Consider the following 14,630-nt stretch of genomic DNA (forward strand, 5'->3'; position numbering starts at 1 on the left):
TTTTTGCATTTTTTATTATTGCGAAAAACTGTTTCTCTCTTAGCGACGTGTATTATCATAATACGATACCTATGGCTGTGTCAACGATAAATATAAAAAATCTGCATTTTTTTTAAAAGGGAAAGCTATTCGGAAATTCTCAAACTGCCGCTCCTCTGCTCCGAACAGGAAAAAGCTGGCCTTTGTCATCAAAAGGCCGGCTCCGCTTTAGCTTGTCGTGTTTCAATTCTCTACATAATAGTAGCGGTGAAAGATGCCTTCGCTTTTCGTGTTGACACTCTCCACCGAAATCAGATCCTTGTCGATCAGGTATTCAATGAACACCTCGAGGTTCGAAGAATAATTTCTCAGCTCTTCCTGCTCGTGAAGCTCCTGGATTGTCCAGCGCTGCTTTTGTTCCATCACTTCACGGATGTGGCGCGCTCCATCTTTCGTCCGCGAATGAATGAGAAATTCGCTTGCGAGGAATAAAAGCTCCAGCCTTTTTTCCAGCGGCTCATCGCTCATCACCAATTCTTCATAGAGTTTGTATATCGCCGGTTCCATCTGTTTTACCTGCGTCCATACCGTAACTTCCGGCGGCAAACCATTTTCCAGCACTGCAAGCCTCGCCAAATGATGAAGGGATTCTACTATATGATGATACGCATCCAAATAGTTTTTTCCTTCGAAAAAGACTTTGCCTTCCTGGTAGCGGCGGATCAGCTTCGCGAACTCCATCCCCATCTTAATCTTGCGCCCGTAAAAAGGATAATCCTTCAGCTCAGTTTTCAGCTTTTGCATAAATTCATTGCGGTCATAGATAATTCGTCCATGAAATAGCCAATCAACGATTTTTCGGTTGGTTCCGAGCAACAGCCATTTTTTCAACTGCTTCTCCGTTACAATGTGCATCGCTGCTTTTTTATCTAAATACGTATAATGTTTTGTATAAACGGAGGTTTCGTTTTCTTTAGTAATGATGAGCAGGATTGAATCAAAGGTATCCGTAATCGGGCTCACCTTCTCCCGCTTTTCAACCAGAATAACGCCAAGCGTACTTTCCTGGCTTGCCCGCTCCTGATAAATCGGTCTTAGAATTTGTTCCATCTGTTTCCACTCCTTGCATGTCTATCTGCATTCTCTATTTCGACATATTTATTCCCTATTCCTGCATCGATGAACCATTATCACTTTTTCCGTTTGATTATGATATAGTATGATGGATGCAAGGAGGAAAGAATTTATGAAACCTTATAAAAATAAAATCAACCGTATCCGGACTTTTGCCTTGGCACTTATCTTCATTGGAATCGTCATCATGTATGCTGGCATTTACTTCAAAGACTATCCAGTTGTAATGGTTATTTTCATGCTGCTCGGATTGCTCGCCATTATCGGCAGCACAGCCACTTACGCTTGGATCGGCCTGTTGTCCATGAAGACCGTGCCCGTCCAATGCCCGAATTGCGGCCGACATACGAAAATGCTTGGACGCGTCGACATGTGCATGCATTGCCGTGAACCGCTGACAATGGATCCGGAGCTTGAAGGCAAAGAGTTCGATGTCGATTACAATAAAAAGAATAGCTGAATTTAATTTTACCAAATAAAATCCGCCGCAGATGAAAACCTGCGGCGGATTTTTAAGTGGCCATAAATAATCCCAAATAAAAAAACGAGCACGGTTTCATGCTCGTTTCTTATTGGGCTTGAGCGGACTTCCCGCTGCATTGCTGGCATGTCCCATAAATTTCAAGGCGATGGTAATCGACTTGGAATCCGGTAACGTGTGAAGCAAGCTGCTCTACTTCGTCCAGGCCAGGATAATGGAAATCGACAATCTTTCCGCAATCGTTGCAGATTACGTGGTAATGGTCGTTGGTCACAAAATCAAATCGGCTGGAAGAATCGCCATATGTCAGCTCTTTGACAAGTCCTGCGCTTTTAAAAACGCGCAAATTATTATATACAGTTGCTACACTCATATTTGGAAACGTTTTTTCCAGCGCTCGATAAATATCATCCGCTGTCGGGTGCGCCGTAGAATGAATCATAAACTCCAGGATGGCATGCCGTTGCGGAGTGATTCGGACACCTGTAGACTTCAATGTCTCTAGCGCGTCTTTTAAATGGACTTCAGACATCGCTGTGCACCTCACTTCATAAATTCTTACATTATAATCGTTATAATTAGTGTACCTAAGCAGGAGGGCGAATGTCAAGAAATCACTATATACAAGGGCTTTGACGGCATTAGCTCATTTTACGATTGGTGAAGATCCTTCTCTTTTCGGCCCAAACGCATATTGATCAGCCGGGCAGCTACGAACAGAAAATCGGACAAACGGTTCAAATAGGCCAAGACGTTCGGCGATACTTCCTCACCGATGGAAATCGCAGAGCGTTCTGCCCGCCGTACGATTGTACGCGCCAGATGCAAGCCTGCTCCAGCTGGATGTCCCCCGGGCAAGATGAAATTGGACAAGGGCGGAACTTCCGCGTCAAAGCGGTCAATCCACTGCTCCAACTTCCCGATGTCTTCTTCGGTCAGTTTCCATTTCACTTCTTTTCCCTTAGGCGTCGCCAGTTCAGCCCCCACATGGAATAAAATCGTCTGAATTTCATGGAAAACAGCATCCAGTTCCTCTTTTTCCTGAAAAAATTCCGTTGCCATGTGGCTAATTGCCACGCCAATGGCTGAATTCGCTTCATCACAAGTCCCGTACGCTTCCACCAATGGATCATTTTTCGCTACCCGCGTGCCGTACACAAGCGAGGTGGTTCCTTTATCGCCGGTCTTTGTATAGATTTTCACGTCAATACCCCTTTTCCATGCTGACCAGATTTGTCGGTTCTTCATTTTTCGCAAGCCATTTTTTCAAATTCGGAACAAAGACCTGAAGTGCACGTTCCACGTATTTGCCTGAATGGCTGGACGCATGCGGAGAAATAACAATATTTGACATACGCCAATATGGATGGTCAGATGGCAGCGGCTCTTGCGAGAAAACATCCAAAACAGCCGTGCCGATTTCATTCGTTTCCAGCGCTTCGATCAAGGTTTCATCCTCAAATAAATCCCCGCGGCCGAAATTCATGAAAATGGCGTCATTTTTCATTGCCGCGAAATGCTCTTTCCTTAACATATTCCGGGTTTCTTCCGTACTTGGAAGCACCGAAATAACAATATCCGCTTTTGGCAGCATTTCAAGGATGCTCTCGAACGGCACCATTTCTTCCATATATTCAGAAGCTTTCCCGGTGCGGTTGCAGCCGATCGTTTGCACGCCGAATGCCTGCAGCAAGCGGCCGATTTCGGAACCGATGGCACCAGGTCCGAGAATCAGCGCAGTCGAACCGCGCAATTCCGACGAACCGGTTTTGCGGTTCCATTCGCCTTTTTGCTGGCTCTCGTAGATAAAAGACAGCGAACGCTTTAACGACAGGATATGTGCCAAAACCGACTCCGCCATAGGCGTTTTATGGATCCCTTTGACATTTGAGACGGTAATGCCGCGCGCCGCAATCGCTTCATGCGGCATTTTCTCGATACCGGCGCTGGCTACCATGATCCATTTCAGTTTGCGCGCCGCTTCGATGTCTTCCGCACAGATATCTTCCCCGTATGTTACCAGGACTTGCGCGTCCGGCAAATGCGTCTTGTCCTTATACGTAAAATGGAACTGAACTTCCGGAAATTCTTCCCGCAGCAGCTGCTGCTGGTGATCTTTCGGCAAAAATGTGAATAGGACTTCCATATTCGCTCTCCCCTTTTACTGATTCGTAACCGTCTTGATGGTTTCCAGTACTTCCTGAATATGGCCCGGCACTTTTACTTTCCGCCATTCCTTAATGACGGTTCCGGTCGGATCGATCAAGAAAGTGGAACGTTCGATTCCCATGAATTCCTTGCCGTACATTCTTTTCTCCACCCATACCCCATAGGCTTCTGAAATCTTGTGGTCTTCATCGACCAGCAACGAAAACGGCAGACCGTGTTTTTCAATGAATTTCGTATGCTGCTTTTCAGAGTCTGCGCTGACCCCTAAAATGACAGCGTTCAATTCAGAAAAGTCTTTTTCCGCATCGCGGAAATCACAAGCTTGCGTTGTACAGCCAGGCGTCATATCTTTCGGATAAAAATACAAAACCACATATTTTTTGCCCGCAAAATCTGCTAATGACACCGTTTCCCCCGCTTCGTTTTTCAATGAGAAATCAGGTGCTGCCATTCCTTCTGACACGATCATCTCCATCACTCCTTTTCATACTTCTATCGTACCGGACCAGCGATGCACTTTCAATTTCTTTGGCGTTTAACAGCGATATTGTCTACAATAAGTAAGAGATTAAACTGGGAGGCAATTATTTATGAATCATTCCACATCCGAAGAGCTCCATACAGAAGCACTCGAACACATCGTCGGCGGCGTCAACAGCCCGTCTCGATCGTATAAAGCAGTCGGCGGCGGTTCGCCTGTCGTCATGGAACGGGCGAAAGGCGCTTACTTCTGGGACGTTGACGGCAATAAATACATCGATTACTTGGCAGCATACGGTCCGATCATTACGGGGCATGCCCATCCTCATATTACAAAAGCGATCAGCCATGCAGCTGAAACCGGTCTCCTCTACGGGACGCCGACACGCCATGAAATCAAATTCGCCAAAATGCTGAAAGAAGCAATGCCGAAAATGGACAAAGTCCGTTTCGTCAATAGCGGCACCGAAGCCGTGATGACAACGATTCGCGTATCTCGCGCCTATACGGGGCGCACGAAGGTCATGAAATTTGCTGGCTGCTACCACGGCCATTCCGATTTAGTACTGGTTGCTGCGGGATCAGGCCCTGCAACATTAGGGATTCCGGATTCAGCTGGCGTTCCGAAGACAATTGCGGAAGAAGTCATTACCGTTCCTTTCAACGATCCTGCTGCATTTTCTGAAGCGATGGACCAATGGGGCGATGAACTTGCTTGCATCCTCGTAGAGCCAATTGTCGGCAACTTCGGCATTGTCGAACCGCTTCCCGGCTTTTTGGAAGAAGTACACCGCCTCGCTGCGGAAAAAGGCGCTTTGATCGTTTATGATGAAGTCATCACAGCATTCCGCTTCCATTACGGCGGTGCGCAGGACTTGTCTGGCTTGACTCCTGATTTAACCGCTCTCGGAAAAATCATCGGCGGTGGATTGCCGATCGGGGCTTATGGGGGCAAAAAAGAAATCATGGAAACTGTCGCGCCGCTCGGCCCGGCTTACCAAGCTGGTACGATGGCAGGAAATCCGGCTTCTATCCAAGCGGGCATCGCCTGCCTTGAAGTTCTCCAAAAAGACGGAGTATACGATAAAATGGACAAACTCGGCGCCGTATTGGAAAAAGGGATTTTAGCAGCAGCTGAAGAATTCGATGTTACTATCACAATCAACCGCTTAAAAGGCGCACTAACCATTTATTTCACTGACCAGAAAGTCCAGAACTATGAACAGGCAGAAGCATCCGACGGTGAGGTTTTCGCCAGATTCTTCAAACTTATGCTTGCACAGGGAATCAATCTTGCACCGTCTAAATACGAAGCATGGTTTTTGACCACTGAACACACACTTGAAGATGTAGAAACTTCTATAGAAGCGGTTCGTGAAGCGTTCCGCCAGCTTTAACTGATTGAAAATATACAGAGGAAAGGAGACCAAAGCCCATGAAATTAGGTGCACGTATATTTAAAACCGGAATCGCCATTTCGTTCGCCTTGTTTTTAGCGAATTTACTGGATCTCCCTTCCCCTGTCTTTGCGGGAATTGCGGCGATTTTTGCGATTCAGCCGTCTATTTACCGTTCCTACCTGACTGTGCTGGACCAAGTTTATGGGAATTTAATCGGCGCTGCCATTGCGGTGATTTTCGTTTTAACATTGGGCTCTAACTACTTGACCATTGGACTGGCAGCAGTTCTTGCAATTGTCATCATGTTGAAGCTGAAGCTGGAAAGCACTGTGCCCTTAACCTTGGTCACAATTATTGCCATCATGGAATCACATGACCCCAACTTCTTATCTTTTGCTGCATTGCGGTTCGGAACCGTCTTGCTCGGTATTTTGGCATCATTCAGCGTCAATTTGATTTTTCTGCCGCCGAAATACGAAACACGGCTCTTCACTTCTATCCATGAAGTCAGCGAAGAAGTTATCCGCTGGATCCGCGTGTCCATTCGCCATGCGTCCGCACATACATCGTTAAAAGAAGACATCGAACGCCTCAGCAATAAATTGGATAAGGTGGATCAATGGTATTCATTTTACAAAGATGAACGGAGCTACACGAAAAAACAGCAATATACGAAAGCACGTAAACTGGTGCTTTACCGCCAAATGATCGCCACTTCAAAGAAAAGCCTGGAAGTTCTAAAGCGGCTGCACCGTTTCGAAAACGAATTGACCGACCTGCCGGAACATTTTCACTTGATGGTGCAGGACCGCCTTGAAAGCCTTGCCAGCTACCACGAACAGCTTTATATGAAATATGTTGGCAAACTGCGGCCTGAACATAGCGAAACTTCCGGAGTCGACGCTGCAGAAAAAAGGCAGGAAATGATGGCTGTTTTCGTAAAGGAAATCAACATTGCCCATGAACAGGAAGGCAACGAATTTTCCATCTATCATCTTATGCACGTTTTATCGGCAATCATCGACTACGAAGAACAGCTGGAGCATTTGGATTTATTGATCATCGCTTACCACAATTACCATTCAGATGAAATTGCTTCTGAAATTGAAAAAGCCATATAAAAAAGTGCCGGACAAAAAATTGTCCGGCACTTTTTATTATGACTTCATGCGTGGATCAAGTGCATCCCGCAGGCCATCGCCCATCAAATTGAAGCCCAATACTGTCAACATAATGGCAATCCCCGGGAAAATCATCGTCCATGGTGCATTTGTCAGATAAGACCGCGAATCCGCCAACATTTTGCCCCATTCAGGCGAAGGCGCCTGTGCCCCAAGCCCAAGAAATCCAAGAGCTGCCGCTTCGATGATTGCTGTTGCAATCGCCAGAGTGCCTTGTACAATAACAGGTGCCATGGAATTTGGCAATATGTGGGAAAATAAAATACGATTGTCTTTCATGCCGATTGCTTTCGCTGACATGATGTATTCGTCTTCCTTGATGCTCAGCACTTTCGAACGGATCAGACGGCCAAAGTTCGGCACGTTGATGATGGCAATCGCTATCAATGCGTTCCGGAGCGATGGCCCAAGAACCGCAACAACAGCAATCGCCAATAAAATACTCGGGAATGCGAGCATGATATCAAAAATCCGGGATATGATCGTATCCACCCATTTGCCGTAATAGCCTGCCAGGATGCCCAAGATACTGCCGACAACCACTGAAGCGATTACTGCTAAAAAGCCGACCCATAAAGAAATTCTGGCTCCGTATACAATCCGTGATAAAATATCGCGGCCAAAGTCGTCCGTCCCCATCCAATTTGAAGCAGAAGGGGGCAAGAGGCGCTGCGACAGGTTTTGTTCGTTGATTCCCTGTGGCGTAAAGAGCGGACCGAAAATCGCGAGCAAGATGAAGAAAATAACGATTCCCATGCCGACTACTGCAACTTTACTTTTCCGGAATCCACGCCAGGCCTCTTTCCAAGGTCCCGCGACTTTTTCCATTTTGACTTCTTTATTATCTGTAACTGCATCAGCCATTTTTTGCTTCCCCCCTTCTAATCATATTTAATACGTGGATCGACTAAGCTGTAAATCAAATCGACAAACAAGTTGATCATGACGAAGATGAACGCCACGATCAGAATACCAGATTGGATAACCGGATAATCACGGAATCCGATTGCTTCATAGATGTAGCGGCCGATTCCTGGCCATCCGAAAATCGTTTCCGTTAAAATGGCGCCGCCTAAAAGCAAGCCCATTTGAAGCCCGATAATTGTCAAAACCGGAATGATCGCATTTTTCAATGCATGCTTGTAGACAACCCAAAACATTTTCAATCCTTTAGCGCGTGCCGTACGTACATAATCCGAACGCATTACTTCAAGCATGCTCGACCGCGTCATACGGGCAATAATCGCCATCGGAATTGTTGCCAGCGCAGTCCCCGGAAGGACCAAATGCTTCAATACGGTAGACAACTGGTCAAATTGGCCAGTAATGATTGTATCAATTACGTAAAAATTGGTGATGACTTCCACTGGGTCACGAACGTTCTCTCGCCCAGTTGTTGGCAAAATGCCCAGTTCAATAGAAAAAATCCACTGGTTCATCAAACCAAGCCAGAAAATCGGCATCGATACCCCGATCAATGCAATAATCATCGCTAAATAATCGAACCATGAATTCTGGAACCAAGCGGAGATGATTCCCGCATTGATGCCGATGATTACGGCGATGACGATAGCAAAAACAGACAACTCAATCGTCGCCGCTAAATAAGGCCAGATTTCATCAGTGACTGGGGTCCGCGTGCGAAGGGATTGCCCCAAATCACCGGTTAACAACCCTTTTAGGTAATCAAAGTATTGAATATACCAAGGATTATCCAAGCCCAATGTCGTTCTCAGTGCTTTAATTGCCTCTTCAGAAGCCTGTTGTCCCAGGATGACTTGTGCCGGATCTCCAGGAATTGCGCGGATGATCAAAAATACGATAAAAGTCATTCCCAGCAATACCGGAATTAATTGCAGCAGCCTTCTTCCAATATAGTGAAGCATTTTTCTTCACCTCTCCATCTCTTGCGTTATGTATCCAATAAGGAAAAAAAGAGGAGAAATCATGATGACCTCTCCTCTTTGAATGCCTACTCTAAATCTACAGATGCCAGTTTATCAGAGCCAGTTGGATGTGCCTTGAAGTTCACTACGTTCTTGCCGCCAGCCAACAACGGTGTAGAGTGCGCAAGTGGAACCCAAGGAGCGTCTGCATGGATGATTTCCTGTGCCTGTTTATAAAGGTCGTTACGAACTGTTTCGTCAACTTCAGTTTGTGCTTTGATCAATAGATCGTGCAATTCCTGGTTTTTGTAGTACGTGTAGTTGTTTGAACCGATATTGTCCTGATCAAGCAATACATAAAGGAAGTTGTCGGCATCGCCGTTATCGCCTGTCCATCCTAGCAAGAAAGCATCCGCTTCCCCGTTTGCAGCTTTTTCAAGGTATGTTGCCCATTCAAACGATACGATTTTCGCTGTAACGCCGACATCAGCCAAGTTTTTCTGAATCGCTTCAGCTACTTTTTGGCCATCAGGCATATACGGGCGTGGCACAGGCATTGCATAAAGTTCCATTTCGAAACCGTCTGGAAGTCCTGCTTCAGCCAATAATTGTTTCGCTTTTTCAGGATCATATTCGTATCCTTCAATGTCATCGTTATAGCCGTTGATTACTGGAGGCATCGGATTTTTCGCGACTTCCCCGCGGCCTTCGAAGAAAGCATCGACGATAGCTTGCTTGTCAATGGCGTGGTTCATCGCCTGACGAACTTTCGGATCGTCAAATGGTTCACGTGTAGTCGTTAAACCAAGGTAGCCAACATTCATTGACGGTCTTTCGAATAACTGAAGATCCGCATTTTCTTCGATTGTCTTGCCGTCAGAAGGTGTGATACCATCTGCCAAGTCAATTTCACCAGACAATAATGCATTCAAACGCGCTGAGTTATCCGGAATCGAGCGGAAAATGACTTGATCCAGTTTCGGTTCGCCTTCTACCCAGTAATCCGCGTTCTTTTCAATCGTAATAGAATCGTTGCGTTTCCATTCAACAAATTTGAATGGTCCTGTTCCGACTGGTGCATCGCCGAATTTATCGCCAGCAGCTTCAAACGCTGTTGGTGATGCGATGCCGAAAGAACTCATTGCCAAGTTTTTCAAGAATGGAGCCTGTGGGCGTTTCAACTTGAATTCCACTTCGTAATCGCCAGTAGCTGTCACTGACTCGATTACATGGCCTTCATCAGCAGCAAATCCGCCGAACATTGAACCATAGTATGGGAACGTATCAGCGTCTCCGCCTGCCCAGCGCTCAAAGTTCGCTACAACTGCTTCAGCGTTGAAATCTGTTCCGTCATGGAACTTAACGCCTTCTTCAAGTGTGAATGTATACGTCAAACCATCTTCTGCAGCAACCCATTCAGTAGCTAGGCCAGGATTCACTTCTGTATCCTGCTCACCGAAGTTCACCAATGTATCAAAGATGTTTTTTGTTACTTTATACGATTCCCCATCCGTTACGGCAATCGGATCTAATGACACTGAATCTCCTCCGCGTCCGAAGATCAATGTTTTAGGTTCTCCAGAATCCCCCGAGTCCCCACTGTCTCCTCCGGCATCATCCGAAGTTTCATTGCTACTGCAGCCGAACAACGCTGTCGATACCAATAAAAGCATCAGAAACGCCAGTGATAAGAACTTTTTCTTTCCCAAATTGACCCCTCCATTTGTGTTATTTATTATCATTGCGGCCTGCTTTGCTCATAAAGGTGGCAGGCTACAGAATGACCTTTTTCAACTTCCGCAAAAATTGGAACGGTGGTTTCGCAAATATCCATCTTGAACGGACAGCGCGTATGGAAACGGCAGCCGCTCGGCGGGTTGGCCGGATTCGGCACATCGCCTTTGATGATGATTTCTTCGCGGACAAAATCCGGATCCGGCACCGGTACTGCGCCAAGCAATGCTTGTGTGTACGGATGCAGCGGCTTTTCGTAAAGCGCTTCGCTGTCTGCCAGTTCCGCCATTTGCCCAAGGTACATGACGCCAACCCGGTCACTTATATGGCGAACGACGCCGAGATCGTGGGCGATGAAAATATAAGTCAGTTTCAATTCCTTCTGCAGATCCTGCATCAAGTTCAATACCTGCGCCTGGATCGATACATCAAGAGCCGAGACGGGCTCGTCTGCGATAATCAATTTCGGATTCGTCATCAAAGCCCGCGCAATTCCGATGCGCTGGCGCTGTCCGCCGCTGAATTGGTGCGGATAGCGTTTCGCATGGTAGCTGCTGAGGCCGACGATTTCCAGGAACTCGTGAACTTTCCTTTTGCGCTCTTTCGGATCGCCGATGTCGTGGACATTCAGCGGCTCCATGAGAATCTTTTCAATCGTATGCCTTGGATTCAAGGATGCATACGGGTCCTGGAAAACCATCTGGATATCGCGGCGCATCTTTCGCATATCCGCGTTCGAGATGCTGGTCAATTCCTTGCCGTCAAAAAATACTTTGCCTTCTGTCGGCTCCAGCAGGCGCATTAGCATGCGGCCAGTTGTAGACTTCCCGCATCCCGATTCTCCTACGATTCCAAGAGTTTCCCCTTCATTGACCGTGAACGATACATCATCGACTGCTTTCACATAGTTTTTCACTTGGCCGAGAATACCCGATTTGATCGGGAAATATTTCTTCAGCCCCTCAACTTTTAACAACGGTTCTGTCATGCGGCTGCACCTCCTTCGGATCGTATAGGAAGCAGCGGGTCTGATGGTCTTCCGCTGTCGAATAAAGCGGCGGGCTTTCAGAAATGCACCGATCGAATGCGAATTCACAGCGCGCTGCAAATCTACAGCCCGTTTTGATCGTTCCCGGCTTCGGCACGTTCCCAGGAATTGAGTAGAGACGTTCTTTCTTAAAGCGCATATCTGGAACCGATGCCAGCAATCCCCGCGTATATGGATGCTGCGGATCTTTGAAAATCGTGTGCACCGGACCTTCTTCAACCACTTTGCCGGCATACATAACGATGACACGTTCACACGTTTCCGCTACAACGCCAAGGTCGTGGGTGATCAAAAGAACAGCAGTGTCCAACCGTTCATTCAAATTTTTAATGAGCTTTAAAATCTGCGCCTGGATTGTTACGTCCAGCGCGGTCGTCGGCTCATCGGCAATCAGCACTTTCGGATCGCACAGCAGCGCCATCGCGATCATGACCCGTTGGCGCATCCCGCCTGACAGCTGGTGTGGATAATCTTTCATGAGCCCTTCTGCGCGTGGCAAGCCGACCAGTTTCATCATTTCAACCGCACGCTCATTGATCTGCTTTTTCGACCAATCGCGTTTATGGATTTTAACAGCTTCGCGCAATTGGTCGCCGATCGTGAACAACGGATTAAGTGATGTCATCGGTTCCTGGAAAATCATCGCGATGTCATTGCCGCGGATTTCACGCATCTCTTTTTCCTTGAGATGGGTTAAATCCTTATTCTGAAATAAAATTTCACCGCCTACAATTTTTCCTGGCGGGCTCGGGACCAGACCCATGATTGACAGTGAAGTGACACTTTTCCCGCACCCTGACTCCCCTACTATCCCCAGTACTTCGCCTTCACGGATATAGAAATCTATGTCATCAACCGCAGGCACCTCGCCGTCATCCGTGAAAAAGGATGTCTTTAAGCCATTAACTTCCAATATTTTTTTACGGTCTTCCACATTGCCACCCCTTTGCCATCTTCATCTATCAGAAAATTCTATGTGTTTATATTATACGTAACATTAGTATTATTGCAATAGCTTATCAAATATTACACAGTTTTTCCCATAAGTACAAAAAAGCCCCCGAAGTTTTCGGGGGCTCCATTCGTTATTAAACAAATTGTTGGACTTGGAAAAGGCTGGCGTAAACGCCTTGTTGTTTCATCAATTCATCGTGCGTGCCTTTTTCGGCCAGCTTGCCATGGTCGATGACGATAATCTGATCCGCATGCGTAATCGTCGATAGCCTGTGGGCAACGATTAACGTGGTGCGGTCATGTGCAAGGCGCTCCAACGAATCCTGAATCAGTGATTCGCTTTCCAGATCAAGCGCAGATGTCGCTTCATCTAAAATGAGGATTGGCGGATTTTTCAGGAATACCCGCGCAATGGCGATGCGCTGCTTCTGGCCGCCAGATAGTTTGACGCCACGCTCGCCGACTTTCGTATCATAACCTTCAGGCAGCAATTCGATAAAGTCGTGGGCATTGGCTGCTTTCGCCGCCGCTTCCACTTCTGCATCAGTGGCATGCGGTTTGCCCATTAGAATATTGGATTTCACTGAATCGCTGAACAAAATCGAGTCCTGCAGAACAAGTCCGATCTGGTCGCGCAGTGTATGGATAGTCACATCGCGCAAATCGTGGTCGTCCATATAAATCCCGCCGCTCGTAACATCATAGAACCTTGGAATCAGCGAGACGATCGTCGACTTGCCGCCTCCGCTCATGCCGACGAATGCTACGGTCTCGCCCGGCTTGACGGTAAAATTCAAATCGGACAAAACTTCCGTGCCTCCATTATTGTATTGGAAAGTGACATCGCGGAATTCCAGTTTGCCGTCCACCACTTTCAAATCTTTCGCACCTTTGCGGTCCGTCACTTCATATTCTTCGTCGACCAATTCGAACACACGGTCCATCGATGCGATCGCTTGCGTCAATGTTGTCGAAGAATTTACCAAGCGGCGGAGCGGATTGTAAAGGCGTTCAATATAAGCGATGAACGCCACCATGGTTCCCAGCGTCAAGTTGCCTTGAATGACTTGGTAACCTGCAAACCCGATAACGAGAAGCGGCGCAATATCGGTGATCGTGTTGACGACCGCAAAAGCTTTCGCATTCCATTTCGTATGGTCGATCGCTTTATCCAAAAAGGCGTCATTCGTTTCATCGAATAATTTTTGCTCATGTTTTTCAAGCGCAAAGCTTTTGATGATGCTCATCCCTTGGACCCGTTCATGCAAATAACTTTGGACATTCGCCAATGCCTGCGAACGTTCGCGCGTCAAATCACGCAGCCGTCCGAAGAAGAATTTGACACTGAATGCATAGAATGGGAACGCCAGAAGCGCCACAATCGTCAGCGATACATCCATCGTCAGCATGATGCCGATGGCAATCAGTATCGTCGCCAAATCGAGCCAGAGATTCATGAGCCCGATCATGACGAAGTTTTTGGTTTGTTCGACATCATTGATGACGCGTGAAATGATTTCCCCTGCACGCGTGTTCGCATAATAGCGCAAACTCAACCGCTGCATATGCCCATATAAATGCTGGCGGATATCGTAAAGGATTTTATTGCTGACTAATTGTGCGTAATATTGCCGGAAGTATTCGATTGGCGGACGGAAAATGAAGAACAGGATAGCTGTTCCGCCGAGCCACCAGTAAAGCTGTTCCAGTTTTTCATCGCTCGATAACCCATCTGCACCGATTATGTCATCGATGACGATTTTAATCAGCAGTGGAATGAACAGGGGAATCGCAAATTTGAAAATACCGATGATGATTGTCAAAATGATCTGCCAGGTGTAAGGCTTCACAAATTGCATATAGCGTTTCGTACTGCTGGGTTTTGTGTTGCTCAATTCTTTCACTCCATTCTTTCAAAACGAAAAACCTGTTGGCGAGCAACAGGTTTTCCATTTAATCACTAAGACGGCATTGCCGGTAAAAATCATACCGGTTTGTCCATACGTCGATGAAGTCCGGGGCAAATGGCCCTCTCCGCTGTTTGATCCAGCCAATCAACTTTTCCACATTGCGGTGGAGAATCTGGTCGATCACTTCCGGATAACCCATTTGCCTTTTATGGTCTTCATATTCGTCTTCGTCCAGCAAGGTATACGACATATCAGGAAACACTTTAACATCCAA

At 46.8% G+C, this 14,630-nt stretch carries 15 protein-coding genes; 3 read left to right on the top strand and 12 right to left on the bottom strand.

Features of this window, described 5'->3' with window-relative positions:
• Window positions 1-222: 222 nt before the first annotated feature.
• Window positions 223-1,089 (bottom strand): nucleotidyltransferase-like protein, encoded by an 867-nt coding sequence (locus tag EGV91_RS15085; RefSeq protein WP_135505112.1) that lies wholly within the window; start codon window positions 1,087-1,089, stop codon window positions 223-225.
• Between the two features lie 136 nt (window positions 1,090-1,225).
• Here EGV91_RS15085 and EGV91_RS15090 point away from each other — a divergent pair, with 136 nt between their 5' ends.
• Window positions 1,226-1,573 (top strand): YgzB family protein, encoded by a 348-nt coding sequence (locus tag EGV91_RS15090; protein WP_135505114.1) that lies wholly within the window; start codon window positions 1,226-1,228, stop codon window positions 1,571-1,573.
• A 109-nt stretch (window positions 1,574-1,682) separates the two neighbouring features.
• Here EGV91_RS15090 and perR read toward each other — a convergent pair whose 3' ends face one another.
• From perR to bcp, 4 genes are all read right to left on the bottom strand, one after another.
• The gene (gene perR / locus EGV91_RS15095; RefSeq protein ID WP_135505116.1) at window positions 1,683-2,126 is read right to left on the bottom strand and encodes a peroxide-responsive transcriptional repressor PerR; all 444 of its coding nucleotides are present in this window, start codon (window positions 2,124-2,126) and stop codon (window positions 1,683-1,685) included.
• 119 nt (window positions 2,127-2,245) lie between these two features.
• The gene (locus EGV91_RS15100; protein ID WP_135505118.1) at window positions 2,246-2,797 is read right to left on the bottom strand and encodes a cob(I)yrinic acid a,c-diamide adenosyltransferase; all 552 of its coding nucleotides are present in this window, start codon (window positions 2,795-2,797) and stop codon (window positions 2,246-2,248) included.
• A gap of 1 nt (window position 2,798) precedes the next feature.
• Complete coding sequence (locus tag EGV91_RS15105; RefSeq protein WP_135505120.1) at window positions 2,799-3,740, bottom strand: D-2-hydroxyacid dehydrogenase; 942 nt, start codon at window positions 3,738-3,740, stop codon at window positions 2,799-2,801.
• A gap of 15 nt (window positions 3,741-3,755) precedes the next feature.
• Entirely contained in the window at window positions 3,756-4,232 is a 477-nt protein-coding gene (gene bcp / locus EGV91_RS15110; RefSeq protein ID WP_135505122.1) for a thioredoxin-dependent thiol peroxidase, read from the bottom strand.
• Window positions 4,233-4,353: 121 nt separating this feature from the next.
• Here bcp and EGV91_RS15115 point away from each other — a divergent pair, with 121 nt between their 5' ends.
• The gene (locus tag EGV91_RS15115; RefSeq protein WP_135505124.1) at window positions 4,354-5,640 is read left to right on the top strand and encodes a glutamate-1-semialdehyde 2,1-aminomutase; all 1,287 of its coding nucleotides are present in this window, start codon (window positions 4,354-4,356) and stop codon (window positions 5,638-5,640) included.
• A gap of 38 nt (window positions 5,641-5,678) precedes the next feature.
• Window positions 5,679-6,764, top strand: coding sequence for an FUSC family protein (locus tag EGV91_RS15120; protein ID WP_135505126.1), 1,086 nt, complete (start codon window positions 5,679-5,681; stop codon window positions 6,762-6,764).
• 36 nt (window positions 6,765-6,800) lie between these two features.
• On the opposite strand, the gene nikC is transcribed toward EGV91_RS15120, so the two are convergent.
• From nikC to EGV91_RS15155, 7 genes are all read right to left on the bottom strand, one after another.
• Window positions 6,801-7,688, bottom strand: a complete 888-nt coding sequence (gene nikC, locus EGV91_RS15125) for a nickel transporter permease (protein ID WP_135505128.1) — start codon at window positions 7,686-7,688, stop codon at window positions 6,801-6,803.
• Between the two features lie 17 nt (window positions 7,689-7,705).
• The gene (locus tag EGV91_RS15130) at window positions 7,706-8,710 is read right to left on the bottom strand and encodes an ABC transporter permease (protein ID WP_135505130.1); all 1,005 of its coding nucleotides are present in this window, start codon (window positions 8,708-8,710) and stop codon (window positions 7,706-7,708) included.
• Window positions 8,711-8,796: 86 nt separating this feature from the next.
• Window positions 8,797-10,419, bottom strand: a complete 1,623-nt coding sequence (locus tag EGV91_RS15135; RefSeq protein ID WP_135505131.1) for an ABC transporter substrate-binding protein — start codon at window positions 10,417-10,419, stop codon at window positions 8,797-8,799.
• Window positions 10,420-10,448: 29 nt separating this feature from the next.
• Complete coding sequence (locus EGV91_RS15140; protein WP_135505133.1) at window positions 10,449-11,432, bottom strand: ABC transporter ATP-binding protein; 984 nt, start codon at window positions 11,430-11,432, stop codon at window positions 10,449-10,451.
• Window positions 11,407-12,426, bottom strand: a complete 1,020-nt coding sequence (locus EGV91_RS15145; protein WP_135505135.1) for an ABC transporter ATP-binding protein — start codon at window positions 12,424-12,426, stop codon at window positions 11,407-11,409. Before EGV91_RS15145 ends, EGV91_RS15140 begins: the two co-directional genes overlap by 26 nt.
• Window positions 12,427-12,580: 154 nt before the next feature.
• Window positions 12,581-14,305 (bottom strand): ABC transporter ATP-binding protein, encoded by a 1,725-nt coding sequence (locus tag EGV91_RS15150; protein WP_135505137.1) that lies wholly within the window; start codon window positions 14,303-14,305, stop codon window positions 12,581-12,583.
• A 94-nt stretch (window positions 14,306-14,399) separates the two neighbouring features.
• Window positions 14,400-14,630, bottom strand: a 231-nt coding sequence (locus EGV91_RS15155; RefSeq protein WP_479681132.1) for a DUF402 domain-containing protein, incomplete at its 5' end; no start/stop codon positions are given.

The sequence above is a fragment of the Planococcus koreensis genome, assembly GCF_004761975.1.
GTDB classification, from domain to species: Bacteria; Bacillota; Bacilli; order Bacillales_A; family Planococcaceae; genus Planococcus; species Planococcus koreensis.

Coding starts and splice junctions, on each gene's coding strand:
- EGV91_RS15085 (WP_135505112.1), bottom strand. CDS start 1,089: ATGGAACAAATTCTAAGACCGATTTATCAGGAGCGGGCAAGCCAGGAA.
- EGV91_RS15090 (WP_135505114.1), top strand. CDS start 1,226: ATGAAACCTTATAAAAATAAAATCAACCGTATCCGGACTTTTGCCTTG.
- perR (WP_135505116.1), bottom strand. CDS start 2,126: ATGTCTGAAGTCCATTTAAAAGACGCGCTAGAGACATTGAAGTCTACA.
- EGV91_RS15105 (WP_135505120.1), bottom strand. CDS start 3,740: ATGGAAGTCCTATTCACATTTTTGCCGAAAGATCACCAGCAGCAGCTG.
- bcp (WP_135505122.1), bottom strand. CDS start 4,232: ATGATCGTGTCAGAAGGAATGGCAGCACCTGATTTCTCATTGAAAAAC.
- EGV91_RS15115 (WP_135505124.1), top strand. CDS start 4,354: ATGAATCATTCCACATCCGAAGAGCTCCATACAGAAGCACTCGAACAC.
- EGV91_RS15120 (WP_135505126.1), top strand. CDS start 5,679: ATGAAATTAGGTGCACGTATATTTAAAACCGGAATCGCCATTTCGTTC.
- nikC (WP_135505128.1), bottom strand. CDS start 7,688: ATGGCTGATGCAGTTACAGATAATAAAGAAGTCAAAATGGAAAAAGTC.
- EGV91_RS15130 (WP_135505130.1), bottom strand. CDS start 8,710: ATGCTTCACTATATTGGAAGAAGGCTGCTGCAATTAATTCCGGTATTG.
- EGV91_RS15140 (WP_135505133.1), bottom strand. CDS start 11,432: ATGACAGAACCGTTGTTAAAAGTTGAGGGGCTGAAGAAATATTTCCCG.
- EGV91_RS15150 (WP_135505137.1), bottom strand. CDS start 14,305: ATGCAATTTGTGAAGCCTTACACCTGGCAGATCATTTTGACAATCATC.